20 protein-coding genes are annotated in these 26,329 nt (G+C 67.3%); 10 read left to right on the top strand and 10 right to left on the bottom strand.

The genetic code is table 11. From position 1 onward, the window contains the following. The first annotated feature begins 19 nt into the window (after positions 1-19). The 3 genes from GJV80_RS23815 to GJV80_RS09655 all read left to right on the top strand — a co-directional run bounded on the left by GJV80_RS23815 (position 20) and on the right by GJV80_RS09655 (position 4,698). Positions 20-2,335, top strand: a complete 2,316-nt coding sequence (locus GJV80_RS23815; protein WP_305070116.1) for an ATP-dependent DNA helicase — start codon at positions 20-22, stop codon at positions 2,333-2,335. 600 nt (positions 2,336-2,935) lie between these two features. Continuing rightward, positions 2,936-3,625: an IMP cyclohydrolase gene (locus GJV80_RS09660; protein WP_195909273.1), complete on the top strand. Its 690-nt coding sequence runs from the start codon at positions 2,936-2,938 to the stop codon at positions 3,623-3,625. Positions 3,626-3,939: 314 nt separating this feature from the next. Then, positions 3,940-4,698 carry a GntR family transcriptional regulator gene (locus GJV80_RS09655; protein WP_154687720.1) on the top strand — a complete coding sequence of 253 codons (759 nt, stop codon included), beginning with the start codon at positions 3,940-3,942 and terminating at the stop codon, positions 4,696-4,698. Between the two features lie 71 nt (positions 4,699-4,769). Here the strand turns inward: GJV80_RS09655 and GJV80_RS09650 are convergent, their stop codons facing one another. The 6 genes from GJV80_RS09650 to GJV80_RS09625 form a co-directional block, all read right to left on the bottom strand. Then, positions 4,770-5,636 carry a carbohydrate ABC transporter permease gene (locus GJV80_RS09650; protein ID WP_195909272.1) on the bottom strand — a complete coding sequence of 289 codons (867 nt, stop codon included), beginning with the start codon at positions 5,634-5,636 and terminating at the stop codon, positions 4,770-4,772. Then, positions 5,633-6,580 carry a carbohydrate ABC transporter permease gene (locus GJV80_RS09645; RefSeq protein WP_154687718.1) on the bottom strand — a complete coding sequence of 316 codons (948 nt, stop codon included), beginning with the start codon at positions 6,578-6,580 and terminating at the stop codon, positions 5,633-5,635. The genes GJV80_RS09650 and GJV80_RS09645 overlap by 4 nt, the downstream gene beginning before the upstream one ends. A 25-nt stretch (positions 6,581-6,605) precedes the next feature. Beyond that, a complete protein-coding gene (locus GJV80_RS09640) occupies positions 6,606-7,898 on the bottom strand; it encodes an ABC transporter substrate-binding protein (protein WP_154687717.1) in 1,293 nt (430 codons plus the stop codon). Between the two features lie 245 nt (positions 7,899-8,143). Next, the gene (locus GJV80_RS09635; RefSeq protein ID WP_154687716.1) at positions 8,144-9,613 is read right to left on the bottom strand and encodes a hypothetical protein; all 1,470 of its coding nucleotides are present in this window, start codon (positions 9,611-9,613) and stop codon (positions 8,144-8,146) included. Positions 9,614-9,646: 33 nt separating this feature from the next. Then, positions 9,647-10,801 carry an enolase C-terminal domain-like protein gene (locus GJV80_RS09630; protein ID WP_195909271.1) on the bottom strand — a complete coding sequence of 385 codons (1,155 nt, stop codon included), beginning with the start codon at positions 10,799-10,801 and terminating at the stop codon, positions 9,647-9,649. Next, positions 10,798-12,108: a hypothetical protein gene (locus GJV80_RS09625; protein WP_154687714.1), complete on the bottom strand. Its 1,311-nt coding sequence runs from the start codon at positions 12,106-12,108 to the stop codon at positions 10,798-10,800. Before GJV80_RS09625 ends, GJV80_RS09630 begins: the two co-directional genes overlap by 4 nt. 182 nt (positions 12,109-12,290) lie before the next feature. Between GJV80_RS09625 and GJV80_RS09620 the strand changes: the two genes are divergently transcribed. Together GJV80_RS09620 and sthA are read left to right on the top strand one after the other, a co-directional pair. Continuing rightward, entirely contained in the window at positions 12,291-14,279 is a 1,989-nt protein-coding gene (locus tag GJV80_RS09620; protein ID WP_154687713.1) for an alpha-amylase family protein, read from the top strand. Positions 14,280-14,337: 58 nt separating this feature from the next. After that, positions 14,338-15,807, top strand: a complete 1,470-nt coding sequence (gene sthA / locus GJV80_RS09615) for a Si-specific NAD(P)(+) transhydrogenase (protein ID WP_154687712.1) — start codon at positions 14,338-14,340, stop codon at positions 15,805-15,807. Between the two features lie 100 nt (positions 15,808-15,907). On the opposite strand, the gene GJV80_RS09610 is transcribed toward sthA, so the two are convergent. Beyond that, positions 15,908-17,065 carry an aminotransferase class V-fold PLP-dependent enzyme gene (locus tag GJV80_RS09610; RefSeq protein WP_154687711.1) on the bottom strand — a complete coding sequence of 386 codons (1,158 nt, stop codon included), beginning with the start codon at positions 17,063-17,065 and terminating at the stop codon, positions 15,908-15,910. 139 nt (positions 17,066-17,204) lie between these two features. Between GJV80_RS09610 and GJV80_RS09605 the strand changes: the two genes are divergently transcribed. Next, positions 17,205-18,239: an iron-siderophore ABC transporter substrate-binding protein gene (locus GJV80_RS09605; RefSeq protein WP_230208305.1), complete on the top strand. Its 1,035-nt coding sequence runs from the start codon at positions 17,205-17,207 to the stop codon at positions 18,237-18,239. 27 nt (positions 18,240-18,266) lie between these two features. On the opposite strand, the gene lexA is transcribed toward GJV80_RS09605, so the two are convergent. From lexA to GJV80_RS09590, 3 genes are read right to left on the bottom strand one after another with little or no spacing between them, the layout of a single operon-like run. Next, positions 18,267-19,214 (bottom strand): transcriptional repressor LexA, encoded by a 948-nt coding sequence (gene lexA, locus GJV80_RS09600; protein ID WP_154687710.1) that lies wholly within the window; start codon positions 19,212-19,214, stop codon positions 18,267-18,269. 32 nt (positions 19,215-19,246) lie between these two features. Further along, on the bottom strand, positions 19,247-20,698 hold the full coding sequence (locus tag GJV80_RS09595) for an aminotransferase class V-fold PLP-dependent enzyme (protein WP_230208304.1): 1,452 nt from the start codon (positions 20,696-20,698) through the stop codon (positions 19,247-19,249). Beyond that, the gene (locus GJV80_RS09590) at positions 20,695-21,249 is read right to left on the bottom strand and encodes a hypothetical protein (RefSeq protein WP_154687709.1); all 555 of its coding nucleotides are present in this window, start codon (positions 21,247-21,249) and stop codon (positions 20,695-20,697) included. The genes GJV80_RS09595 and GJV80_RS09590 overlap by 4 nt, the downstream gene beginning before the upstream one ends. Before the next feature lie 245 nt (positions 21,250-21,494). Between GJV80_RS09590 and GJV80_RS09585 the strand changes: the two genes are divergently transcribed. The 4 genes from GJV80_RS09585 (at position 21,495) to nrdR (ending at position 26,316) form a co-directional block, all read left to right on the top strand. Beyond that, positions 21,495-24,206: a LuxR family transcriptional regulator gene (locus GJV80_RS09585; protein ID WP_195909270.1), complete on the top strand. Its 2,712-nt coding sequence runs from the start codon at positions 21,495-21,497 to the stop codon at positions 24,204-24,206. A 213-nt stretch (positions 24,207-24,419) separates the two neighbouring features. Continuing rightward, a complete protein-coding gene (locus tag GJV80_RS09580) occupies positions 24,420-24,839 on the top strand; it encodes a hypothetical protein (RefSeq protein ID WP_154687707.1) in 420 nt (139 codons plus the stop codon). Positions 24,840-24,898: 59 nt separating this feature from the next. Beyond that, complete coding sequence (locus GJV80_RS09575) at positions 24,899-25,366, top strand: DUF2752 domain-containing protein (protein ID WP_195909269.1); 468 nt, start codon at positions 24,899-24,901, stop codon at positions 25,364-25,366. A 365-nt stretch (positions 25,367-25,731) separates the two neighbouring features. Then, on the top strand, positions 25,732-26,316 hold the full coding sequence (nrdR, locus tag GJV80_RS09570) for a transcriptional regulator NrdR (RefSeq protein ID WP_154687705.1): 585 nt from the start codon (positions 25,732-25,734) through the stop codon (positions 26,314-26,316). Positions 26,317-26,329: the final 13 nt, after the last annotated feature.

The following is a 26,329-nucleotide window of genomic DNA, read 5'->3' as shown; positions in this document are numbered from 1 at the left end:
ATTCGCCCGGGGACCTGCCGTGACCAGCCACGCGACCGGCAAGACGTCCGCCAGAAGCACGGGCGGCGGCCCGGCCCCTACGCCGACCGCCCAGGATGTCCTGGACGCCGCGGTCCGGCAGATCGATGGCCAACGTCGTTCCGGCCAGGCTGCGATGGCGGCTGCGATCACCGAGGCGATCAACAGCGGCCGGCATCTCCTGGTGCAGGCCGGCACCGGTACGGGCAAGTCCCTGGGCTATCTCGCACCGTCGCTGGTCGCGCTGGCCACGGGACAGCCGGAGCGGATCGTTGTCGCCACGGCGACGTTGGCGCTGCAGCGGCAGCTCGCCACCAAGGACATCCCGGCGGCACTCGAGGCCGCCGAGCAGGCGATCGGGCGACGGCCGACCGCAGCGATCCTCAAAGGGCGTACGAACTATGCCTGTCGGTTGCGGGTCAACGGCGGGGCGGAGAGCGCCCAGCAATCACTGATCGATGCGGCGGAGCTGGCCGAGAGCCTGCGCACGGCGATGACCGGACAACCGGCCGACGATGACGGCGCGGCACCGTCCACCGCGCTCGGGGCGGAGGTCCTCGCGCTGCGCGAATGGGCCGAGGCCGAGCACGAGCACGGTGGACTGGCCGACCGGGACGACGCGCCGCCGCACACGGACCGCGCCTGGCAGCAGGTCTCGATCCCGGTCCGCGAATGCCTCGGTATCCAGGCCTGCCCGTTCGGCGACTCCTGTTTCGTCGAACGGTCGCGAGAGAAGTCGCGCAACGCAGAGCTGGTGATCACCAACCACGCCCTGCTGGCGATCGATGCCATGCACGGCCGGACCGCGCTGCCGGACCATTCGGTGATCATCATCGACGAGGCACACGAACTGGTGTCCCGGGTGACCGGCGCTGCCTCGGCGGAACTGCACCCGACGGCGATCGAACGGGTGTCCCGTCGCGCGCTGAACTATCTTGAAGATGATCTTGCGCTGGACCTGATGGAGGCTGCCGACGATCTGCGCGAGGCCCTGGACTCCGTGCCGGCGGACCGCATCGAGGACACCTCGTCACCGGTCATCGCCGCGGTGGACGCGATCCGCGGCACGTCCAGACGCGTGGTCACGGCGCTGGCCAACGAGGGTGCGGCCAGGAGCGAGGAGAGCGATCGCAAACAGGCGGCTGCCGCCGTCAAGGAGATCTTCGATGTGGCCGACCGGATCGTCAGACTCCATGATCAGGACGTCATCTGGGTGGCTGATTCCGATCGCACCGGTCGCGATGTCCGGGTCGCTCCGCTCACCGTCGCCGGCCTGATGCGGGACCGGGTCTTCAGCGATCGTACGGTGATCATGACGTCGGCCACGCTGAAGCTCGGTGGAGATTTCGCCGGTGTCGCTGCATCGGTCGGGTTACGGGCCGATGAGCGTGACGACGCCCCCCGGTCCCGTGATCAACAAGCAGCTGCTCGGCAGGCGTCGGTGCGGGCCGGGGAGCATGCCGATGCCCACGACGACCTCGAGGACGGCATCGAAGAGGATCTTGGCTTCGCCGACGGGTTCGCCGACCCTGACCAGGTTCGCGACGGCGACGATCATGACGATGATCACAATGATGATGACGATGATGATCACGATGATCGCGAACGGGGTGGGGACTCCGGCAGCAGACGGCAGACCGGGCCGCTGACCTGGCGCGGACTGGACGTCGGTACGCCCTTCGACTACCGCCGACAGGGCATCATCTACGTGGCGCGGAACATGCCGAAGCCCGGACGCGACGGACTGGGCGAGGAGGTTCTGGCCGAGATCGCGGAGCTGGTCTGGGCCGCCGGGGGTCGGACCCTCGGACTGTTCTCTTCCCGACGCGCCGCCGAGGCCGCTGCGGTCCACGTGCGCAACCAGTTGCCGAAGATGACGATCCTCTGTCAGGGCGACGCCCAACTTCCCGAGCTGACCAAGCGTTTCGTCGAGCAGACCGACGCCAGCCTGTTCGGTACGCTGTCGTTGTGGCAGGGCGTCGACGTGCCGGGTGCCACCTGCCAGTTGGTGATCATCGACCGGATCCCATTCCCGCGGCCGGACGAACCGCTGATGGTCGCCCGACAGCGCGCGGTGGCCGAGGCCGGCGGGAACGGGTTCATGGCCGTTGCCGCGACCCACGCCGCACTGTTGCTCGCCCAGGGGTCCGGGCGGCTGATCAGGCGGACCAGTGATCGCGGCGTGGTCGCCGTCCTGGACCCGCGGCTGGCAACCGCACGCTACGGCAGCTTCCTGCGGGCATCCATGCCCGACATGTGGCCGACGACGGACCGCGAACTCGTCATCGGCGCACTCCGCCGGCTCAACGGCAACTGAACCGTCAGGACCGGCTGCTCCTGCCCGGTTCCCCTGACGGAGCCGCGCCCACAAGCTCTGCGCCGCACCATGTACTCGCCCCCGCACCAGTTTGTCGGCGCCGCACCAGTTTGTCGGCGCCGCACCGGTTTGTCGGCGCCGCACCAGTTTGTCGGCCTCGCACCGGCTGCAGCGGGTGCGGGGTCGAGTAGGGGCCGCGGGAACGAGTAACTGGTGCGGGAACCAGCCGGCGGTGGCGCCCCGCGCACCAGTTGGCCGACGGCGCACCAGTTTGTCGGCGTCGCATCGGTTTGTCGGCGCCGCACCAGTTTGTGGGCCTCGCACCGGCTGCAGCGGGTGCGGGGTCGAGTAGGGGCCGCGGGAACGAGTAACTGGTGCGCGAACCACCCGGCGGTGGCGCCCCGCGCACCAGTTGGCCGACGGCGCACCAGTTTGTCGGCGGCGCACCAGTTTGTCGGCGCCGCACCGGCTGCAGCGGGTGCGGGGTCGAGTAGGGGCCGCGGGAACGAGTAACTGGTGCGCGAACCACCCGGCGGTGGCGCCCCGCGCACCAGTTGGCCGGTTTCTCCTGGTCGGGGACGACACGACAGGATGTCGGCCATGAGTTCCGATGCACTGGAAGCTGTGCTGTCCGATCGTCCGTACCCGGGCCGAGTGATCATCGTCGCCAGAACGCCCACCGGGTTGGTCTGCGCCTACGCCGCCACCGGACGGAGCGAGGCCTCCCGGCAACGCAGGATCCGCCTGACCGGCGACGGAGACCTGCTGGTCGAGCCGACCGTCGGTGATGCCTCCGATCCGCTGCGGCACTACCGGGCCGTCCGGCGGACCGATCGGCATTTCGTCCTGGGCAACGGCAGCCAGGTCGATCCGGTCGCCGATCGGATCGCTGCCGGCGAGGTACCGGCGGTCGCGCTCGAGGATCTGGAGTACGAGCCGGACCCGCCCATCTACACGCCGCGGATCACCGCTGTGGTCGCCGACGACGACTGGGTCTGGTTGGCCGCGGCCCATCGCGGGTCGGCAGCGAGGGCCTCGGCCGACACGATCGTCACCCGGGCCGGTGAGTTGGCGGTGGGCGATGGACTGCTGCTGTCCACCTATCGAGGGCCGGTGGCTGAACCGGTGACCAACAAGGTGCCGGTGCCGATCACGACAACAGCCGGATCGCACACCGAACTCGCCCGGCAACTCTGGGACGGTCTCGACGCCGAGCGCCGGGTACTGGCTGCCGGATTCGCCCCCCGCGAGCACCTCGCCGATCCGCTGTTGATCAACGCCGCCGGCTGAACACCGGCTGAGCCGGGCGACCCGGCACGAGTGGGGGCGCGTCGACCCCGGCCGGGAGTTTCGGTGCATCCCGCCCCGATTTACCACCGGTGCGGGATGCTGTGCCTAGCCGCGGAAGCAGGAGAACGCGGGTTCGAAGCGGAAGGCACGAAGGGGGAAGTGGTGGCCTGCGCCGGGTAAGCTACGCGACGGTGTGGCAAGAACTCTTGTCTGGCAAGTGCCACATGTGCCGATCCGTTACCCTCAATACCACGTAGCGCTATGGACTGCGATCTTGTGGACACTGAATCGACGATCCGACCCGAGGAGGACTGGTGACCGTATCGCTCCAGAACACGTCCCTCACGGACTCGCTCTGCGAGGCACTGCGCCAGCAGATCATCTCGGGTGAGCTTGCTCCGGGCCAGAAGTTGTCCGAGGCCTGGGTGGCCAGCTACTTCGCCGTGGCACGTCCGACCGCCAAGGCGGGGCTCGATCGGCTGACCAACGAGGGCCTGCTGCGCCGTGGCCGCCGACAGACGGCCGTGGTGCCGCAGATGTCGGCCGCCGACGTCACTGACATCTATTTCGCCAGGGAGCCGATCGAGTCCCGGGCGGTCCGCACCCTGGCCGAACGCTCCTACGTCCCGCCGGCCGCCGACCGGGCGCTGGCGCTGATGGGTGTCGCGGCCCAGCTGAACCAGCATTCCGAGCACACCGGCGCAGACATCAATCTGCACCGCGCGCTGGTCGCCGCGACCGCCAGTGTCCGGTTGCAGCGGATGCACGAGACGGTGATGGGGGAGGCCCAGCTGTGTATCGCCCAGGTGCGCCGCCACGTCGGTCTCGACCTCACCGAGTTGACCGCGTCGCATGCGGCGATCCTTGACGCGATCCGCGCCGGTGACCCGGACTCGGCCGTCACCGCGTTGCGTAGCGACCTGGACGTCTGCCGCGAAACCTTGTTGGCCGACGTCGCCGAGAAGACGGCGACCAAGGCGGGCGCGACGACCAGCTCGACGACAACCGGCGACACGGAGGACGTTGCCGACGACACCGTCGCCACGAACGGCAAGGATGCATCGATCGCCTGAGTGATGACGGCCCGATGCGGGCGGCGACCTATTCTGCGTGGGTCAGTGATCGTGATCAGCGGTAGGTGTGATCACCGGTTGATCCCGGTCAGAGTGATACCGCGGATGAACTGCCGTTGCGCTGCGAGGTAGACCAGGATCACCGGCAGCACCGCGATCGTCGCGCCGGCCATCAGGAGGGTGATCTCGCTGAAGTACTCGTTCTGGAACTGGGCCAGGGCCACCGGGAGGGTCTGCAGTTCCCTGGAGTTGATGTAGATCAGCGGCCCGAGCAGATCGTTCCAGGAGTCCAGGAACGTGAAGATCGCGATGGCTCCCAGCGCCGGCTTGGTCTCTGGGAGCAGGATCCGCCAGAACACGGCGAAGGTTCCGGCCCCGTCGACCCGGGCGGCGTCCTCCAGTTCCTGGGGCAGGCTGACGAAGTACTGCCGCATCAGGAAGGTTGCGAACACCGGTGTGAACACCCGCGGAACCCACAACGGCAACTGGGTGTCAACCCAGCCGATCCGCTCGAAGATGATGTACTGCGGGATCAGGTAGGCCACCCCCGGGATCATCGCCGTCGCCAGCAGGATCACGAAGAGCACGTTGCGGCCGGGAAAACGCAGCCTGCCGAACGCGAAACCGGCCAGGGCGGAGACAGCCAGTACGCCGACGACATTGATGAACGCGAGCTTGACGCTGTTGTAGAAGAACCGCGGGATCAACGCCAGCACCTGGCCGTAGTTGCTCCACTGCGGGTGCAGCGGGAACAGCGTCGGCGGCGTACTGAGGACGTGGCCCTCCTCCTTCAGCGAGGCCCCGACCATCCACAACAGCGGGATGACGAAGAGCACGCCGAGAACGATCATGAAGATGTACAGCACGATGTTCAGCATCCGCTGGGTCGGTCCGACCCGGCGGAGTCCGCCGACCGACTCGACCGTCCGTGTACTCATCCGTAGAACACCCACCGTCTCTGCAGCCGCCATTGGATCAGCGTGATCAATCCGAGGATCACGAAGAGCACCCAGGCCATCGCGGCCGCGTAGCCGAACTGGCCGAACGAGAAGGCCACCTGATACAGGTAGTAGATGTAGACACTCGTGCTGTGTCCGGGGCCACCCTGGGTCATGATGTAGATCACCCCGAACACCTGGAACGAGGTGATGAACTGGGTGATCAGCACGAAGAAGATGCTCGGTGTCATCAGGGGGATGGTGATCGAGAACAGTTTCCTGCTCTGGCTCGCGCCGTCGATGCTTGCCGCCTCGTAAAGATCATTGGGGATTCCCTGCAGGCCGGCGAGGAAGATCACCATCGGATAGCCGGCACCCTGCCAGACACTGACGATGATCACCGAGATCAGTGCGAGATTGGGATTGGAGAGCCAGTCCGGTCCCTGGATACCGAAGACGGAGAGCATCCCGTTGAGTACGCCCTGGTCCGGTTTGTAGATCCAGTACCAGATGTAACCGATCGCCACGATGTTGGTGATGTACGGCGCGAAGTAGGCGGCCCGGAAGATCGCGATCCCCGGCACGTTGCGGTTGCAGAGCAGCGCGAGCAGGAAGGCCAGGACGGTCGTCGCCGGGATCGCGCCGAGGGTGAAGAGCACCGTGTTGCGCAGCGTCTGCCAGTACAACGGGTCATCCGTGAACATCGTCCGGAAATTGCCCAACCCGACGAATTCGGGTGGCTGGATCCCGTTCCAGTCGGCCAACGACAGATACATCGACACCACGATCGGGATCGCCTGGAAGGCCAGGATCCCGCCGAACACCGGAAAGATGTAGAGCAGTCCCTCGTACCGGCGCCACAGCTTGATCCGGCGCAATCGCGTAGGCGAACCGTTCGCCGGAGCGGCGCGCGGCAGGCGTACAGGCTCTCGCACGGCGGTCATCTGTTGATCAGGTCCTCACCGTCGGTCACTTCTGATTGAGTGCGGCGTCCACCCTCGGCTTGGCTTGGGTGAGCACGTCCGACGCCTGTTTGTGACAGGTGTAGACGTCGTCCAGCAACGGTCGGTAGATGTCGCGCGCCCCAAGGGTGTTGTTGGTCTGGTTGGGCAGGGTCGAATGCTTGACCGCCTCGGCGAACAGTTCGACGTGTTCGGGCGGGCTGTGCAGCGCGTCGAGTGTCCGGTCGTCCATGCCGAGCCACATGTTGCCCTCGACGAAGATCTTGCCGCCCTCGACGCTGGTCAGGAACTTCAGCAGCTCCCAGGCGGCGTCGGGATTCTCCGCCTTCGCCGGAATGGCGTAGGTGACGACGCTGGACTCGGTCAGCTGGTCCGCGGGACCGGCCGGCGGTGGAGCGACGTCGAAGGTGAAGTCCTTCACGTTCTGCGCCAGATAGGGGAGCGTGCTGAACTGGCTGAAGAACATCGCCAGTCGGCCCTGGGTGAACATCTGCAGGTCGGCATCGGCGGTCTGCAAGTCGCCCCAGGCCGGCTGGACATGATCAACACAGGTGAGATTGGTGGCCCACTGGATGGCCTCCGCCGCCTTCGGCTCGGACAGCGTGAAGGTGCTGCCGTCGTCGGAGAAGATTCCGGTCGGGCTGCCGTTGTTGATCGCGAAGGTCTGCTCGAATCCCGTGTCGAGGTAGACCAGGGCGCCGAATCGCTTGCCCGGGATGGTCAGCTTCTTCGCTGTCTCGGTGAAGTCCTGCCAGGTCCAACCGTCCGAGGACCAGGTGGTCGGCGGCAGTGGCACACCGGCCTCCTTGAAGACGTCGACGTTGTAGTAGAAGAGTCGCGGCGAGTGGGCGATCACCCAGGCCGTGTGGCTGCCGTCGGCCTGCACCGGGAAGTTGTACAAATTCTTCGGGAAGTGGGAGATGTCGAGTTTGTCGCGCTTGATGAAATCGTTGAGGTCCATCAGGGCGCCGGTCCGGGACATGCCGCGCACGTAGTCGTCGTTGATCTTGATCAGGTCCGGCGGTTTGCTGCTGGACAGCACTGTCCGGAACTTCGTGTCGTAGTCGGAGGGCACCGGTTGGACGTCGACGGTGATCCCGCTCTTCTTTTGGAATGCCTCGATCGCTTTGCCGAACGGCGTGCTCTTGACATCGGAGTCGTTGAGGAACGTCATCGACTTCTTGTCGCCCTTGGCGGTCATCCCGCATCCGGTCAACATCGCGGCGGTCGTCGCTCCGCCGGCCGCAATCAGGGTGCGCCGGCTGAATCGCGTCTCTGTGCTCATCGTGGTCGTGCTCATCGTGGTCCTCACCTCACGTGCGGCGGTGCACTGAGTGCCTGGAGCTGACACCGTCGGCGACCAATCGGCGACGGCAGGGTCCGAAGGTTGCCGCCGAGCGGCAAGGCCGGACCTTCAATCACACACTTGAATGACAGAGTAACTTAGAGTACTTGTCAGACTGTTATAGCAGTCGTACGAATTTGCGGTCAATGACCTTGATCAAGTCCTTGACGTGGGGCTCTCGATGCGGAGTCGTGGGCGTCTCAGACGGGGAGTTGTCGGATCGCGTCACCGGCACCGGACAAGATGTCCAACCGCATCTCGGAGTACTTCCTACTCAGCACCACGCCGTCCGCGCCGCCGTCGAAGGCAGCGAGCACGGCGTCTCGAACGCCTTCTCGCGTGCACTGGGTCAGCTCCGGTCCCTGCGTGCTGTCGGCGTTCGCCCCGGAAGCGCCCTCGGCGCGCCGCCGTCGGTCCTCGACCGCCGCCGGCACCTGTCCGACGGGGATGTCGAGGTCGATGCCGGGGTAGATCCTGGTTCGGTCACCGACGCCGGCGACTGCGCGCACTGTCTCCCGGCGGACGTACTCCGCGGTGAATCCGGTGCTCGGCAACTCGTCGTACGCCGCTTCGTCGAGCCCCAGTAGCGCGAGCATCAGCGGATAGACCCGCTCGGGATCGGCATCGGCGAACAGACTCTGGCAGATGTTGGCGATCCAGGTGTGGAACCGTGGGCCGGCGCAGTTGTTGTACTCGACGACCTTGAGGAAGTCGGAGAGCTCGCTGAGCTCGGCGTAGTCCTGGTCGGCCCGGTAGAACGGGCTGAACGAGATCTCGTGGAACACATGCCAGCCGACCTGGACCGACGCTCGGCAGGCCTTCGCAGTGCCGTAGATGTCGCGGTAGAGCTGGCGTTGGCTCTGGGTCCACAGGTTCTGCCAGGACAGGATCTCCGGATAGCGCAGCAGCAGCCGCCAGAACGTGACGAAGGCGCCGTCGGCCGGGCGATTGTCGGAGCGGACCGACGCGTTCCAGGCCAGCAGCTCGCGATAGCCGAGCTGGGCGCGCCGGGGGTCGATGCCCGATTCTTCGGCGATCTGCCGGCAATGCCGGCAGAAGCAGGTCGCCAGTTCGGCCGCGCTCGGTCCCTTGAGCAGGATGTTCAGCGGGCCGGGACGCTCAGAACACCAGGCGAGACCGTCCAGCGGGTAGTTCTTGACGTAGTCCTCGACGATGCTCAGATGCCAGTTGCGATAGTCCGGGTTGTTGAAACACGGTCGCGGTGCCGGTCGGCCCCAGACGTCGACCTCGAGGCACTTGGGGAAGTTCGGGTAGTTGCGCAGTGCTTGAGCGTAGGAGCTCTCCTCGATCCAGGCGTAGGTCTTGATACCTCGGTCGGCGGCGACCGGTAGTACGTCCTCGATCAGATCGCCCTCGTAGTCGGTCGCCCGCCCCACCGGGCCGAGGACGGTGTTGCCGTAGTACTCGGGATGGACGGTGCCGTAATTCCCACCGACCCAGTCCAGGTCGTACTCCTGTTCGCCGTGGTCGGGCAGCGGGTGGCCAGGAATCTGCCGACCACCCGTGCCCCGGGTCCAGGTAGGCGTTGCCAGGAAGAGAGCGTTGACGGCGCCGCGCTCCTGGAGGATGTCGAGCACCGGTTTCACCCCCTCGTCGGCGAACGAGGCGGCGCCGATCTGGATGGCGACGAGCGGGTCCTGCGAAGTCATGATCATCTCCAGTCTCGCGGTGGGGAGGATGGGTCAATCGGCGATCGTGTGTGTTGCCACGGCATGGCTGTCGATCCAGTCGCGGTCGTATGCGACGCCGAGGCCCGGCCCGGGCGGCACCGGAACGCAACCGTCGGCGCCGATGGCCGACAGGTCCTCGGCGTAGCCGTCGGCGTAGACCGGCGGCATCAGGGGATTGCCCAGTTCAGGATCGAGCAGCCCGAGTTCGTAGTAGTTGGTGTTCCGGATCGCCGCCATGCAGTGTCGCTGCGCAGGTCCGGCCGCGTGCACCTCGAGATCGATGCCCAGCGCCTCGGCGGCGTGCGCGGTCTTGATCACCCCGGTGATCCCCATGTCGAGTTCCGGGTCGGCGCGGAGCAGATCGGTGGCACCCTGGTGGGCCAGCCCGATCCGATGCTCGAGCGGACGGACGAACTCGGTGATCAACAACGGTGTCCGGACGCGCTCGCGAAGGATCCGGTGTGCCGGCGCGGCATCTCCGCGCAACGGATCCTCCCACCAGAACGCGTCCACTTCGTCACAGACCCGGCCAAGCCGCAAGGCATCGGCCAGGGTGTCGAGCCCCTTGCCCGGATCGGTCATCACATCCGCACGGCCGCGCAGCCGCTCGCCCACAGCGCGCAGGATCGCGATCTCGTCGGCGACATCGGAGCCGGGGAAGCTGTGGAACTTGTACGCCAGCGCGCCGCGGTTGACACAGTCCTCGGCATAGTCGGCGTAGGCCGCCGCGGAACCGAGGGCGCCGGAGCCCTTGCGTCCCGAAACCGTGCTGACATAGGCCGGCAGCCGGTCGCGCTGCCGGCCGAGCAGGGCCCAGACCGGTTGGTCGACCGACCGGCCGGCCAGGTCCCAGAGGGCGATGTCCAGGGCGCCGTAGCCGATCCGGTCATGCTTGGCCAGGCTGCGGGCGGCGAGGTTCCACAACCGCTCCCGGTCGCGTGGATCCTGTCCGATCAGCAGCCGAGCGGCGGAGATCACCTGCGGTACGGCCAGCGGCGGAGCACTCCACAGGGCGACATAGCTGCCCTGCTGGTGATCATGGGTGGTGATGTCCACGGCGAACTTGCGCAGCGGGTGCCGTGATCCGTCGGGAACCCACTCGAACTCGGTGACGGTGACCGATCTGATCATGGTCGCCGTCCGGGTCGGCGACACGGCGGTGATCATGGTCGGTTGATCCAGTCGGCCTCGGTGCCCTCCCATTCCGCGACGCCGTCCTTGACGGCGCGCAACCTTTCCATGGTCGCGCCGTCGTAGTGGCCGAGTGACAGTCCGTCACAGCCGGTGTCGACGGCAGCCTTGACCGACGCGCGCAGGATCTCCGGTGTGGCATTGGGGCGTACGCCAAGGGCGGCGATCAGCGGTTTGTCGTAGCCGAGGGCACGTCGGGCGCGCATCAGCTTGGCCCGCTTGATCGCGACGCCCTCGGCGGTGCCGAGCTGGTCGGAGTAGTCGGATTCGCGTACCGAATCGACGTGGGCGAACGCGGAGGCGAAGTTCAGCCCGGCCAGTTCCGGCCGGCTCATGTAGGTGTTGTAGCGGAAGTCGATGTCGTCACGTACCGCATGCGCGGCGCTGCTGATCAGCGCGAACAGGTCGTCGATGCTGTGCCGGCGGAACGCCAGCCAGGCGGCGAACGACTCGTGCTCCAACAGCAGTTCCGCCTCGCTGTAGTTGCTCTCCCGGAGCACCTGGGCCTCGTGCGACTCCTCCAGCCCCATGCCGCGGGAGACCAGAGCAAGGTGGCGGACCTCGCGGACGACGGCGTCCCAGTCGAGCCCCTCCTTGACCGCCTTCTCCCGGCAGGCGTCGCAGAAACAGCCGCCGGTCGCGGTTGCGATCAGGTCGGTCCATCCGGACCGGGTTCCGCCGACGGTGTTGGACCGGGAGAATCCCGAACCGAACATCACCAGACAGGACTGGACGAAGTCGATGTCGTGGTTGGCCACCAGGTCGGTGACCAGTGCCGCCAGGTACTCGCCGACATCGGGATTGTTCAGGCAGGGCAGCGCCCGTTGGGCCTCAACCGCCTCGAAGGTGCCGACGATGTTGCCGAAGACGTCGCGCTGCAGGACGTCGGGATACTTCGCCCGGGCGACGTCGGCATCGATCACGGTGTGGGAGATCTCGCAGCCGGTCTTCATGCCGCGGCGCCGGGCGTCGGAGATCAAGGTGTCCAGCCAGTCGGTGCCGGCAAGGAATTCGCGCTCGGAGGTCAGCGGCTTGATCCGGCCCGAATAGCGGTCGGGCGCCGGGCGCCAGTAGACCCGGCTGTCCTCGGGCGTGTAGTACTTCCGCACCGGATTGTGCGGATAGAAGCGCGCATGCAACGGGCGCTTCTCCTTGTGCATGAGGCCGACGAGATAGGCCGAGTTCACCCCCGCCAGCGCTTGCAGATTGTCCAGACAGCGTTCGGTGGTCTCGTCCGCAAGATCCCAGGCGTACAGGCTTGCGGCGACCTCGTCGAGAGGCATTGCGCAGATGTTCCCTTCGAACGGCGACCGGTGCCGGAAGAGCAGGCTGCTTCGGAGTATGTCGGACGGCCAATTTGCATGTCAAGAACTCCAGTCAGACAAGATTGCCGAGCCACTGCTAGAGTTCACGACAGCCGAGGTCAGACCCGGGCGACGCGAGTCGGCCGGCGACAGGAGAGCCGATGACGGCCGAGATCGATGCCGAGGTTGCCGCCCACAGCCGTTGGTGGACGCGGCCGTTCGGGATGCTGCAGACCAACCTGCGGGAGATCGACGCAGGACTGGACGTGGAGAAGACGCTGGACGACATCCAGCGTCACGGCGCCGACACCTGGCTGATCAGTGTCGGCGGCATCCTCGCCTTCCATCCCAGTGACCTGGCGTTCCAGACTCGCAACCCGTGGCTGGCCCAGCGGCCCAGCGGCGACCTGGTCGGCGACGCATTGCGGGCCGCCCATCGGCGCGGCATGCGGCTGATGGCGCGGATGGACTTCTCCAAGGTCGCCGAACCGATCGCCGACGCCAATCCGGACTGGTGCTTCCGGACGACGGACGGGCGGCGGCAGACGATCCACAGCCTGGTCAGCGTCTGCCCGAACGGCGACTACTACCAGCGCCGTACCTTCGACATCATCGACGAGGTCCTCCATCGGTACCCGGTCGACGGGTTCTTCTTCAACTGGTTCGGGTTCAACGAGATCGACTACAACGGCGTCCGGTGGGGCGTCTGCCACTGCGATCGCTGCGCCGTTGGGTTCGCTGCCGCGACCGGCGGACAGGAGCTGCCGACCGGCCCGGAGTCGGCGACCTATCCGCGATGGCAGGCCTTCTGCCGGGACGTGCTGGACGACCTGACCGGCCGGATCCGGAACCACATCGCGGCCGGCCGGCCCGATGCCGCGCTGATCCTCGGCAAGCGCTCCGACATCGTCTTCCACGAGGCGAACAACAAGGTCGGCCGCGAACTCTGGCCGCATGCCACGGCGGAGGCGGTGAGTGCGGCGAAGACAGCCCGGCCCGACGTCCCCGTGCTGGTGAACGCGACGATGTTCGTCGACATGCCCTACCGGATGGCGGCCGAGGATCCCAACCACGTTGCCCAGTACTTCGTGCAGGCGATCGCCAGGGGTGCCAACCCGTCGACCTATCTGATGGGACCCACGGGCGCGATCCGCTATGACGGGCTGCAGGTCGCCGGACAGATCACCCGATTCCATCGTCGGTGGAGTTCGGTGTACGGCCACCTGCGGCCGGCCGCTCCGATCGGCCTGGTCCGTCCCGACCCGGCCGCGATGACTCCCGATGATCATCAGGCGGCGGTTGAGGAGTTCCGTGGCTGGTATACGGCCCTGCAGGAGGGTCACGTGCCCTTCGACGTCCTGCCGCTGGACCGGTTGGCCGAGGCCGGGAAGCTCGGCGTCCTCGACCGGTTCGACGGCCTCGTGCTGCCCGATCTCGGTCAGCTCGGCGAGGTGGAGGCCCGAACGATCACCACGCTGACGAGCAGGTCCGCGGCGTTGATCGTCAGCGGGTCAACCCGGATCGATGATGAACGCGTACTGGCCGAACACCACGGATTCACCGCGACCCGATCCAGCTATGTGACCGACGGCAGCCGGCTGCTGCCGGTGTACGGGTCGCTGCTGGAACTCGAGCCTCGGCCCGACAGCGAACGCCGGTTCAGCCTGATGCCGCAGGCGCCGTTCGCTCCGCCGGAGAAGGCCTACGGCCACCGGGTCAGCCGGGTCCCGGCGATGATGATCACGCGGACGAACGGTCGTCCGACGGTCCGCATCGCCTGGACGATCGGGCGGAGCCTGCGGGAGTTCGGCACCGCCGACATCCGCCGGGTGATGCTCGACGCGGTCCACGACGCGGTCGGTCCGGCGATCACCGAGGGCAGCGAACTTCCCGAGCAGCTCGAATTGATCATGGCACGGAACGACACCGGTCTGGTGGTCCATCTGATCAACGTCGGCAGCGCCCGACGACGCGGGTTCGGCCCGCCGGTGCCGATCGACGGCGCCCGGTTGCACCTGCCGGCCGACGTCGGCAGCCGGGTCCGCTGCCTGGTCACCGAGGGTGGCTGCCGGACAACCGTCGAGGGAGCCGGTCTGGTCATCGAGCTGCCGCGGATCGACCTCTTCGAGGTGCTGACCATCACACCCTGACGGTTCCGCACCGTCGGCAGAGCTGGCGCGTCGCCGACAGGTCTGGAATCGTGCAACCATGGAGCACGAATTCGACTATGACCTGGCGGTCATCGGGTCGGGGCCGGGCGGGCAACGAGCCGCGATCATGGCCGCCAAGCTCGGCAAGCGGGTCTGCGTGATCGACGCCCGCACCATGGTCGGCGGGGTCTGCGTCAACACGGGCACCATTCCGTCGAAGACCCTCCGCGAGGCCGTCCTCTATCTCACCGGGATGCAGCTTCGCGAGCTGTACGGCGCCAGCTACCGGGTCAAGGACGAGATCACCGTCACCGATCTGCTCGGCCGGCTCCAGCATGTGATCGGCCGTGAGGTCGAGGTGATCAGATCCCAGTTGCTGCGCAACCACGTCGAGCTGATTCCCGGCGTTGCCCGGTTCGCCGACGAACACAGCCTGGACGTCACTGTCGACGGACCGGTGCAACTGCACGCCGCCGAGCACCGCACCGTCACCGCGAACAAGATCATCGTCGCCGTCGGCACCATGCCGGCCCGGCCGTCTCACATTCGCTTCGACGGGATCCGGGTGCTCGACTCCGACCAGATCCTCAGCGTGGACAAGGTCCCCGATTCGTTGGTCGTCGTCGGCGCCGGGGTGATCGGTGTGGAGTACGCGTCGATCTTCGCCGCACTCGGCACCCGGGTGACACTGGTCGAGAAACGCCCGAACATGCTGGACTTCTGCGATCCCGAGATCGTCGAGTCCCTCAAGTTCCACCTGCGTGACCAGACGATGTCCTTCCGCTTCGGCGAGGAGGTCGCCCAGGTGGAGTCCGGCGAGCGCGGCACCATCACCACCCTCGCCTCCGGCAAGCGGATCGCGGCCGAGGCGGTGATGTACTCGGCTGGACGGCAGGGCAACACCGCCCGACTTGATCTTGCCGAAGCTGGTCTCGAGGCCGACGAGCGCGGACGCCTCGTGGTCGACGAGCACTACCGGACCGCAGTTCCGCACATCTACGCGGTCGGCGACGTGATCGGGTTCCCCGCTCTGGCGGCTACGTCGATGGATCAGGGTCGGCTGGCCGCCGCCCACGCCTTCGACGAGCCGGCTCACGATCTTGCCGCGCTGCAGCCGATCGGGATCTACACGATCCCGGAGATCAGCTTCTGCGGAAAGACCGAGGCGGAGTTGACCAAGGAATCGGTGCCCTTCGAGGTCGGCATCTCGCGCTACCGGGAACTGGCCCGGGGCCAGATCATCGGTGACCCGTACGGGATGCTGAAGTTGGTCGTGCATGCCGAGACCCGGCACATCCTCGGCGTCCATGTCTTCGGCACGAACGCCACCGAACTGGTCCACATCGGCCAGGCGATCATGGGCTGCGGGGGAACGATCGACTATCTGGTCGACACCGTGCTCAACTATCCGACGCTGTCCGAGGCGTACAAGGTCGCGGCACTGGACGTGACCAACAAGCTGCGTGCGGTGGATCGGCTGGCCGACTCGATGCTGGTCACCGATCGGACCGGCCTGGTCGGCAGTTGATCAACCGACCCATGACCGGTGATCATGACCGGTGATCATGACCGGTGATCATGACCGGTGATCATGACCGGTGATCATGGCCGGTGATCATGACCGGTGATCAGGAATTACCGGCGAGGATGGCGACCAGGGCGTCGGCCAGCCGCTCGTAGTCCTCGGGTGTGTTGTAGGCCGCGCCGGCGATTCTGATCACCTGTTCGCCCTCGAAGCGGGAGGTCGGAACCTGGATGCCGTATTCAGAGCTCAACCGCTGGCGTTCGGCACGGGTAGCCGAGTCGTCGCCGTCACCGAACAGCCGATCAGGAAGCCGTACCATCCGCATCGTCGGCGCCGGAGTGACCGGCAGACCGTCCAGCGAGGTGCCCAGGACGTCGGCCAGCTGCTTCTGAGCGGCGTCCAGCATCGCGCTCTGCCGATCGATCTGTTCCCAGCCGCCCAGCCGGGTCCAGAAGTCCAGGCCCGCGGGTGCCGCGAGCCAACCCGAGTAATCACCGGTACCCGGATGGTCGAACGCCTCGGCGTAGCCGTCGTGCAGTTGCCAGCTCAGCACACTCGGTGGCGTCCGGGGGCGGAGATCCTCCCTGGTCCACAGCAGGGCGGTGCCACGCGGCGTGAAGGCCCACTTGTGCAGGTTCCCGACCCAGTACGCCACGCCGAGGTGCTCGATGTCGACCTGCAGGCTGCCCGGCACGTGAGCGGCATCGACCAGCACCGGCACACCGACCGCCGCCGCGATGGCGGCGACCGGCAGCACGGTCGCCGTGGGGGAGGTGATCTGGTCAACGATGACCAGACGGCTGCGTGGCCCGCTGGCTGCGACGAAGGCCGCGATGATCTCGTCGTCCTCGGCGCCCAACGGGAAGCTCGCCACCCTGACCGCCGCGCCACGCCGAGCAGCCCAGTGCTCGGCCGCCATCCGGACCGCGCCGTAGCCGTGGTTGCAGACCACGATCTCATCGCCCCGTCCAAGATCAAGCGAGCCGAGCACGGCCGATGCACCCTCGGACACGTTGCGCACCCAGCCGACCGCCTCCGCATCGACGCCGAGCCAGGCCGCCGCATCGCTCCTGGCCTGCGCGACGTGTCCTGGCAACTCGACGGAGTTGAAGTGATTCGGGTTGCGTTCCGCACGGTCGCGCCAGGCCTCGGCCTCCCGGCGGACGGCGATCGGCGCGACGCCGAAGGCACCGTGGTTCAGGTGCAGCACGTCAGGGTCGAGTCCGAATTCCTCTAGCAGCGCGAGATCCACGGCCTCCATGATTCCCGGTCCAAGCGGCACACCGCCAGCCCGGTCCGCCGGATCTGGACGATGCCGGACATTCCGGCTGCGTCGTTTATGGTTAGGCTTGCCTAACTAGCATCCCGAGCTGAGTAGCCCGATCTGAACGGAAGACGTCGTGACCCGAACCGTGCGCACCCTCGTCGCAACGCTGAGCGTCCTGTGCATCGCCCTGTTGGCCGCTTGCCAATCGTCGGCAGGCAGCCGCGGCGCGGCGACACCGAGCAGCCCGGCTGGCTCGGCCGACGGGGCGTCCGGCTTCCCGGTCACGATCACCCATGCCTTCGGGTCGACAACGATCCAGAAGAAGCCCGAGCGGGTGGTCACCTGGGGATTCGGCAGCACTGACGCCGCCCTGGCTCTCGGGGTCGTTCCGGTGGCGATACCGCAGCAGACCTACGGCGGCGACAAACAGGGGGTGCTGCCGTGGATCAAGGACAAGCTGACCGCGATGGGCGCCGAGACCCCGACGATCCTGCCGAATCCGTCCGGGTCGGACACCGTCCCGTACGAGAAGATCGCGGCGGCACGACCCGACGTGATCCTGGCCAACTACTCCGGCATCACCAAGCAGCAGTACGACACCCTGACCAAGATCGCGCCGACGGTCGCCTATCCGGACCAGCCCTGGTCCACTCCCTGGCAGGACGTGGTGAAGTCCACCGGTGAGGCGCTGGGCAGGTCCGCTGAGGCGCAGAAGCTGATCGACGACATCGTGGCCACGATCAAGCAGAAGGCCGCTGAGTATCCGCAACTGAACGGCAGGACGGTTGCCGCGGTGTGGGACGTCGGCGGCACCTTCTACGTCTACAAGAAGGCCGATTCGCGGGTTCAGTTCCTGACCGATCTCGGGCTGGAGTCGGCCCCGAGCGTCGACGAGCTGGCCAACGGCGACTCGAGCTTCTACTACACGTTGAGCTATGAGAAGACCAGCCAGCTGACCAGCGACATCCTCGTCGTCTATGCAGACGATCAGAAGGGTATCGACACGTTCCTCGGCAAGCCGTACGCGAAGTCCATGCCGCAGGTCAGGGCCGGTCACGTTGCCCCGGTTGTCGGTCAGGAGTTCGTAGCCGCCGTGTCGCCCCCGACCGTGCTCTCGCTGCCCTGGGGGATCGACGGCTACCTGAAGGCACTGGCCAAGGCGGTCTGATCGTCTATCGGCACCGCCGACCGGTGATCACAGCCTCCGGAGTACGGCGACCACGATCCCCAGGATCGAGGCCGCGTCACCATCGATCGGGTCGTACGCCTCGTTGTGCGGCATCAGCCAGACATGGCCGTCGGCCCGCTTGAAGGTCTTCACGGTCGCCTCGGTGTCGAGCAGGGCAGCGACGATGTCGCCGTTCTCGGCGGTCTGCTCCCGCCGGACCACAACCCAGTCACCGTCGCAGATGGCGGCGTCGATCATGGAATCCCCGCTCACCTCGAGCAGGAACAGCTCACCGTCGCCGACGATCTGCTTGGGCAGCGCAAAGACGTCCTCGTAACGTTCCTCGGCGAGGATCGGCCCGCCGGCGGCGATCCGGCCGAGCAACGGGACATGCACCGGAGCCGGGAAGGCGTCGTTGATCGCCGTCTCGTCGGTGGTGGAACCCGGCCCGGAACCGAAGCCGATCCGGCGCACCGAGGCAGGCTCGCCGGGCTGGTCGGGGATCGTGGCGCCGAAGTCCTGCGGCAGGAACACCTCCATGGCCCGCGGGCGATTCGGGTCCCGACGCAGAAAACCTTTCTGTTCAAGGACTTTGAGCTGATGGGCGACGCTGGAGGAACTGGCCAGGCCGACCTCTTCGCCGAGTTCCCGGATGCTCGGCGGATAGCCGCGGGCCTCCACCGCGTCCTTGATCACCTCGAGGACACGCCGCTGGCGCGGGGTCAGCCCGGTCGCGTCGGCCGGTCCGTCGGGCAGTGGCGTCACGGTGGCGTGTTGTGCCGATCGTTGCCGGGCAGCCTCGATCTGCGCCTCCACGTCGGCGTTGCGCGGCCGCCCTCGCTTGGGCGTCGAGGACGAGGTCGACGCCGCTCGGGGATTCGCCGCTGACCTCAGCGACGACTTCGGTGTCGCGGACGTGCCGGCGATCTTCTTTCCGGTGCGGCGGGAGGTGCCGGGCTTGTTCGATTCGGCCATGGGTCCACCGTAAGGGAAGCCGTAGGAGTGAATCAAACAATTGTTCGATGTAGGGTCCGGCGTGTCGCGCCGACGATGCGGCGCAAGGCGCCGACGGCCCGGGCGACGTCGTCGAGGGTGTTGTAGACGGCGAAGCTCAACCGACAGCTGGCCGGCGGGTCGAGGCCGAGCTCGTGATGGGCAAGTGTCGCGCAATGACAGCCGGCCCGCGATTCCACGCCCAGCCGATTCAATGCCGTGGCGATGTCGATCGGACGGCGCCCGGCGATGTTGAAGGCGACCAGAGGAGCGCGGTCGGCGGCCGATCGCGGTCCGTAGATCGTGATTCCGGGGATCTGCTGCAACTGGTCGAGGGCGTGGCAGGTCAGCCGTCGGGTGTGGTCGGCGATCACCGCCATCGTCTGCTCGATCGCCGACCGGGGGAACGGCGCGGGCGAGCCGAACCAGGGCGTAGCCGGGCCTTCCGTGCCGCCACGCCCGGTCGCCTCGTCGACCAGATCGAGCAGCAGCCGCAACGCCTCGGCGGAGACGATCGCACCGAGGATGTTGGGCGTACCGGCGGCGTACTTCCACGGCAACTGGTTGTAGCCGACGGCATCGGGGAAGACCTGTCCCTCGGCGATCATGTCCCCGCCGTACAGGAACGGCCTGGCCCGGGCCAGCAGATCCTCCTTGGCACAGAGCACGCCGACCCCGAACGGCGCCAGCAGTTTGTGGAAGGAGAAGGCCAGGTAGTCCACATCGCTCTGCTGGACGTCGACCGCGGCCGTCGGCACCAATTGGGCACCGTCGATCAGCAACAGCGAACGGCGGGAGCCGTCCGGCTGGGCGTACCCGCTGGCGTCGGCGATCTGCCGGAGCCGGTCGATCGGCGGCTTGCTGCCGAGGAAGTTGGACGCACCGGAGCAGCAGATGATCTTGGTACGACTGTCCACCAGACGGCTGAGATGATCAAGGTCGAGGGTGCCGGTCTGATGGTCGAACCGGGCCAGCCGGAGCTCGACCCGTCGTCCGAACCGGGGCAGCAGCTCCCGGGTCAGGCCGTGCCATGGCACGAAGTTGGAGTTGTGCTCGAGCAGTGTGGTGACCACGTTGTCGCCGTCGACGAACTCGGTGAGCAGGCTGTACATCGCCGTGTTGATCGCCTCGGTCGTGTTCCGACAGAGCACGATGCTGCGCCGGCTCGGAGCGTTCAGCCAGTTCGCGACCGTGTCGTAGGAGCGCTCGAACCGTTCAGTGGTCCGAACGGACGCGTCCGACTGCCCGCGATGCACGTTCTCGTAACCGGCGGCGAGCTCGGCGTACAGCGCGGTCAGCTCCCGCGGCGGCTGGGTGCTGGCCGCATTGTTGGTGACGACCCGGCCGAGCCGCGGAAAGTCGAAGTGCCTGCGGAGCAGTTCGACGTCGAAGGTCCGGATCCGGTCGACCGTGGGGTGGCTGCCCGGATCCGGCCGAGGCCGGACCCGGGCGATCGGGAATCTCATGTCCCCAGCACCTTGTGGGAGTAGACGTCCTCGGTCTCGTCCGACCGGCCCGTGTGGGTGGTCAGCATCCAGCTCAGATTGCCGTCCCAGTCCCAGAGGAGCACCTTGACCAGATCGACCTTCTCGGTGGTCGCCGGTCCGGCGATGAAGTGATAGTCATCGGGCAGTTCGGTCCAGCTGCTCTCGAACTGGTTCGCGGGGACCGAGATCGGTGCTGTGGTCACATTGCTCTGGAAGGTCGAGGCGCCGTGCTTCTTGACGCCGGTCGCGCCGGCTTCGGCCTCGACGAGCAACTTCAGGTTGTCGATGGCCAACGGGCCCGTGTTGTTCACCCGTATCCGGAACGTGACCTCGTCGCCGGTGTTGATGACGTCGCCGTCGCTGGCCACCGGATTGACCGAGTAGATGTCAACGGTCAGATAGCTCTTCGGGTAGTCGTGGATGGCGTCGGACAGCTGCTCCAACAGCGGTGGCGCGCTGCTGGCGGGACTGCTGCTCGGCGGTGAGATGGGGACGTCGGAGACCGTCGCTCTGGTGGTGATGGAACTCATCGGTTCGGTCCTTCCAGGTTGTTTCCGACCCTTGTGGTCGGCTCACCGACGACGCTAGAAATTTGCGGTCCCGGTCGGCGAGCGAGGAATCCCCACCATCGACCCCACATTTGGGCCCCAGTGACCCTTGCCGTCTCCATATTTGCGGAGAGATGCTCTATCCAGAGCGCGATGCCGCGCTGCCCCACCTCTCCCGGCTTCCGGCTGCCACGCATCGCTTGATCGCGCTTCCGAGGAGGCGTTCGGTGACCGGGGGAACCGTTGGGAGTACCGACCGTGCACGCCGCATCCTTGGCCGGACCGACGCCTTGGACCAGATCGACCGGTTCATCGACGAGGTTGCCGCCGGTCCGGTGACCCTGACGATCAGCGGCGAACACGGCATGGGCCGGACCAGTCTTTGGCGGTACGCGGTAGCCGCGGCCCGAGACCGGGGGTTGCGCGTGGTGGCCACCCGGTCGGCTGAGGAGGACCGCGCGGTGGCCGGCACCGCGATGCGCGACCTCTTCGGCGGTGGGCCCGATCCGGCAACGGAGAACCTCTCGGCAACCCCGGGTTTCGACGTCGGCCGTCGGGCACTGGACAACCTGCGACGGCTGGCTGCAGACGGCCCGGTGCTGGTGGCAGTCGACGATGCCCAATGGCTCGACGCCCTCAGCGCCAACGGCCTGCGGTTCGCCATCCAGCGGCTGACCGAGCAACCGGTCGGCGTGCTGTCGACGATGGCCACCGCATTGCCGGGCCCGGAGATGCCGCTCGGACTCCGCTACGGGCACCATGTACACCTCGGCCCACTGGCCGCTGACATGCTGCGCAAGATCCTCGCGTCCACCGTCCCGACGGTGTCTCGGCCCGAGTTGGTCCGGGCCCACCAGTTGTCCGGCGGCAACCCGGGGTTGGCCCTCGACCTGTTCCGGTCCGGCCACTCCGGGCGGGAACAGCCGAGCGAGTATCACCGCTTGCTGTCCGACCTGGCGCCCGACACCCTGACCGTTCTGCGAGTTCTCGCGCTGAGCACACCGAGCGCCGCCGACCCGGCAGCACAACGGGTGGTCGCCGGTGTGGTCGCCCAGGCCTCAGGTGTCGACGACTTCGCCGGGGCCGTCCGTGAGGCCGAGGCCGCCGGCCTGATCGCCGTCAGCGAGGAGCTCACGCTCGGGTTCGTCGACCAGCATGCGGCCCGCGCGGCGCTCGCCGGGATGAACCCGCTCGACCGATGCACGGTGCACGCCCGGTTGTCCGACCTAGATCCGGACCCGGCCGACGCTGCGCGGCACCGGGCGCTGGCCACCGTGCTCCCCGAGGAGTCGGTGGCCTTTGAGATGGAGGCGGCCGCCGCGCAGTGCGCCGATCGCGGCAGATCCGATCTGGCCGCCGATCTCGCCGGTCACGCCGTACGCCTGACACCACCGGGCCACAACGATGCCGCCGGGCGGCGGGCCAGGGCCGAGGTCGACTACCGTGCGGCGGCAGGGGAGATCGCCCGCGCCATCGACCTGGCCGATCGACTGCTGGCTCGCCTTCCGCCCGGCCCGGGCCGGGCGCAGGTGCTTGCCAAGCGGGTCTTCCTCGATTTCGGGGAGAGCCAGAACTTCCTCCATCAGGCCCTGCTCGATGTGGGTGAGGACCAGGCGTTGCGAGCCAGGATCCTCGACCTGATCGGCTGGCAGTACGGCCTGTATCAGGGCAGGCTCGCCGACGGGGTGCGGTACAGCCGACAGGCGCTCGACCTGGGCCGCCGCCTGGACGACGCCGAGGTTGTCGCCCAGGCAGGAGCAACGCTCGCCGCGACGCTGTCCCTGGGCGGACATCCGCGAGAGGACCTGTTCACCGAATCGATCCGGCGTGCCGACACCGTGCGGTTGTCGCCGCTCGGCCGGTGGCCGAGCGTCTTCTGGGCGCGTCACCTGCTGTGGAGCGGGCGTCTCGACGAGGCCAGACGGATCTTCCTGCGGGCCGAGAGCGACGCGATCAAACGCGGTTCGGAGTTCCAACGGCCGTATCGACTGCACGATCTCGCGGTCGCCGAGGTCTGTGCGGGAGAGCTGCGGACCGCTCGCGCCGAAGCTGAGGCGGGGATTCAGGCGGCCCGCGACGCCGGCAACGAGCAGGCGGTGTCCTGGCTGGCCCATCCACTCGGTCTCGCCGCGGCATTGCAGCGCGACACCTCCACGGCGCAGTGGTGCTCGGAATTGCTCGCTGGCTGGGGAGCGGCCAACGACCAGCCCCCACGGCAGGCGATGGCCGACGAGGTACGAGGCGATCTGGCCGCAACCGCGGGCGACTGGGACACGGCGTTCGCCTGCTTCCACCGCATGCTGGAGCAGTTGGACGCCATGGGTTACCAACATCCCGGTGCACGTCCGGCACTGAGCCGTGTCGTCGAGGCTGCCACCATGCGCGGCGACCTCCCGACGGCGATCGAACTCACCGCCCGCCTCGTCGCCCAGGCATCGGAACTGGCGGCACCGTTGGTGCAGTCGCTGGTCTCGGCGGCCCAGGGCCAGGTGGCGCTGCTCCGCGACGAGGACGCCGTACCCGCCCTGGCCCGGGCAGTCGACGGGTTGGACCGACTCGGCTACCGGTTCGAGGCCGGGCGGGTCCGCCTGGCACTCACCCGGGCGCTGCTACGGGACGGGCGACGCGCTGCCGCCCGCACCGCGGCGACCCGGGCGGCCGGCTATTTCACCGAGGTGGAAGCCCACGCCTGGGCGGTCACGGCCGAGGAGCTGCGGGTCCGGGCAGACGCCGGCGCACCGCGCTCGGGGGTGCTGACGGTCGCGGAGCGTCAGATCGCCGAACTGGTGGCCGCCGGACGGATGAACCGAGAGATCGCGGCCGCGCTGTTCGTCAGCACCTCCACCGTCGAAGCCCACTTGACCAGGATCTATCGCAAGCTCCAACTCCGCCATCGCACCGAACTCGCGGCCTGGGTCCGACAGGCGTCCGGCCGCTGAGCGCCGAACCTGATACCACCTGCGTCGGTCGGCCGCGAGGACTGTCAGTGGTGGCTGCTGTGCTTGGTCCGGGTCGCAAACGCGGCATTGGTCCAGGTCGATAACAAATAGGAACAGACCTGCGAATGGGCTTGCGTTCCGGGCCTTGGTGGACTAGAAATCAAACATACGTTCTATCGAACAGACGTTCGATGCGGCAGAACAGGAGTCACCATGAGTGCAGCAAGCCTCGAGCGACCGGCAGTTGCAGTTCGTTCGGCGGGCACCACGCGCACCCGGCAACTCCGCCCGGGGCGCGGAGGCGGTCGGGGAACGCGTCCGGTCTCTCGATCCGTCTCCGGCGTGCCGGCGCCGGCGGTCGGCCGCCGGCTCCGCGTCGACGCCAGAGGGTGTCGCCCGGAGGCAGACGCCATCGAATCGGCAGAGATCGGCCGCTCCCGACAGACAACGGCGAGCGCGCGGATTGCCGGATCGGTCGCCGCCGGCTGGCACCTGACGAATCGGGGGATCGCCGTCGTCCTGGTCGCAGGGGCCGTGTTGGCTGCCGCCGCGCTGACGGTGATCACCGCAACGGCGATCACCGTCACCTCGGAGGGCTATCACCCGCACGGCTCGGCGTTGGCCCACCGCTGAGGGCCGGCGCTCGGTGGGCGTCCCGCTGAGCTGAGCCGGTCGGGTGGAGAATGGAGCGCATGGCAAGCGGACGCGTACCGGCGATGCCCCGACCGATCAGGAATGCGGCCGTGGGCGGTTATCGGATGCAGCCGTTCGATCCCTCGCGGGCGCTCAAGGCCCTCGGTACGTTCGTCGGCTTCGGGGTGGCAGTCAGCGGCCTGTATGCGACAACGGGAATCGGTTTCCCGTGCCCACTCCGGTCGCTGACCGGCTGGGAATGCCCGCTATGTGGCGGTACGCGACTGGGCTCGGCGCTGCTGCACGGTCACCTGGGCCAAGCGTTCATCTCCAACCCGGTGGTGTTCGTCGGTCTGATGGTGATCTCGATCCTCGGCGGACTCTGGACCGTCGAGGTGCTCGGCGGTCCCAAGGTCCGTCCGCCGCGCCGCGTCGCGGCTCGGCTCTCCCGGGTGCATCCCACGGTGTGGAGCCTGCTCATCGTGGCATTCGCCGTGCTCTACACGGTCGTCCGCAACCTCGTCTGACGCGTCACCGAGTTCTTCACCCGGTGCTGCCGAAGCTGCCGCACCAGCTACTGCATCCCGCACCGAGTACACCCGGTGCGGGATGCAGTGCCTGGTGCGGGAAGAGGAGTGAGGCTCGGGTTCGAGGCTCTGGCGAGGGGGGAGATCGGTGAGCCGGCCGAGTGGGCGTGCCGGTTGTTGACGACTGCCGAGTTCGGACATAAGATCAATATCTAGTAGTTACACACGTGTGCTTCGTCCACAGTTAGTGGTCGGTGTCCACAGCTCGTCCACATCGCTTCCACAACGCAACCCACAAGTCATCCCCAGACTTGTCCCCAGAACGCGCAAGTCGCCGCTGATCGACGCACCGAAAGAAGGCTGCAGTGCACTGCCCCTATTGCCGGCACACCGACACCCGGGTGCTGGACTCCCGGGTCGCCGAGGACGGCAGCAGCATCCGGCGTCGCCGGCAGTGCCCGAAGTGCGAAAGCCGTTTCACGACGATCGAGCAGATGCAACTCGCGGTGATCAAGCGGTCCGGAGTGGTCGAGCCGTTCAACCGGGACAAGGTTGTCAGTGGCGTGCGCAAGGCTTGCAAGGGTCGGCCGGTCAACGAGGACCAGCTGGCCAAGCTCGGCCAGGAGGTCGAGGAAGCACTGCGGGCATCCGGCAAGCCGGAGGTCCCAGCGGACGAAGTGGGGGTGGCGATCCTTGGCCCGCTCCGGCGGCTCGACCAGGTCGCGTACCTGCGGTTCGCCAGCGTCTATCGGCAGTTCAACTCCGTCGACGACTTCGAGGCGGAGATCGCGACCCTGCGGATCGAGAAGGATCCGATGGGTATCGAACCCCTGATCCCCGAACTGGCTGCCACGGCCCCTCGCGGTCGCGCCAGCGCCAAGCGCAGCACGACCGGCACGACGACGGTCAACAAGGCAGCGCCCCGCGCACGCGGCGGCGGAACGCCCTAGAGCCCCGGAACGG

It is taken from the genome of Microlunatus sp. Gsoil 973 (genome assembly GCF_009707365.1).
GTDB lineage: Bacteria > Actinomycetota > Actinomycetes > Propionibacteriales > Propionibacteriaceae > Microlunatus.
Note: the sequence above shows the minus strand (reverse complement) of the source record. Positions and strands in the feature narration are given on the sequence as shown.

What these genes read in the sequence shown, in the direction of transcription:
- GJV80_RS09630 (WP_195909271.1), bottom strand. Translation starts at nt 10,801, where the DNA reads ATGATCACCGCCGTGTCGCCGACCCGGACGGCGACCATGATCAGATCG.
- GJV80_RS09580 (WP_154687707.1), top strand. Translation starts at nt 24,420, where the DNA reads ATGAGTGCAGCAAGCCTCGAGCGACCGGCAGTTGCAGTTCGTTCGGCG.
- GJV80_RS09575 (WP_195909269.1), top strand. Translation starts at nt 24,899, where the DNA reads ATGGCAAGCGGACGCGTACCGGCGATGCCCCGACCGATCAGGAATGCG.
- GJV80_RS09640 (WP_154687717.1), bottom strand. Translation starts at nt 7,898, where the DNA reads ATGAGCACGACCACGATGAGCACAGAGACGCGATTCAGCCGGCGCACC.
- GJV80_RS09595 (WP_230208304.1), bottom strand. Translation starts at nt 20,698, where the DNA reads ATGAGATTCCCGATCGCCCGGGTCCGGCCTCGGCCGGATCCGGGCAGC.
- GJV80_RS09635 (WP_154687716.1), bottom strand. Translation starts at nt 9,613, where the DNA reads ATGACTTCGCAGGACCCGCTCGTCGCCATCCAGATCGGCGCCGCCTCG.
- lexA (WP_154687710.1), bottom strand. Translation starts at nt 19,214, where the DNA reads ATGGCCGAATCGAACAAGCCCGGCACCTCCCGCCGCACCGGAAAGAAG.
- GJV80_RS09660 (WP_195909273.1), top strand. Translation starts at nt 2,936, where the DNA reads ATGAGTTCCGATGCACTGGAAGCTGTGCTGTCCGATCGTCCGTACCCG.
- GJV80_RS09625 (WP_154687714.1), bottom strand. Translation starts at nt 12,108, where the DNA reads ATGCCTCTCGACGAGGTCGCCGCAAGCCTGTACGCCTGGGATCTTGCG.
- sthA (WP_154687712.1), top strand. Translation starts at nt 14,338, where the DNA reads ATGGAGCACGAATTCGACTATGACCTGGCGGTCATCGGGTCGGGGCCG.
- GJV80_RS09645 (WP_154687718.1), bottom strand. Translation starts at nt 6,580, where the DNA reads ATGACCGCCGTGCGAGAGCCTGTACGCCTGCCGCGCGCCGCTCCGGCG.
- GJV80_RS09620 (WP_154687713.1), top strand. Translation starts at nt 12,291, where the DNA reads ATGACGGCCGAGATCGATGCCGAGGTTGCCGCCCACAGCCGTTGGTGG.
- GJV80_RS09650 (WP_195909272.1), bottom strand. Translation starts at nt 5,636, where the DNA reads ATGAGTACACGGACGGTCGAGTCGGTCGGCGGACTCCGCCGGGTCGGA.
- GJV80_RS09610 (WP_154687711.1), bottom strand. Translation starts at nt 17,065, where the DNA reads ATGGAGGCCGTGGATCTCGCGCTGCTAGAGGAATTCGGACTCGACCCT.
- GJV80_RS09590 (WP_154687709.1), bottom strand. Translation starts at nt 21,249, where the DNA reads ATGAGTTCCATCACCACCAGAGCGACGGTCTCCGACGTCCCCATCTCA.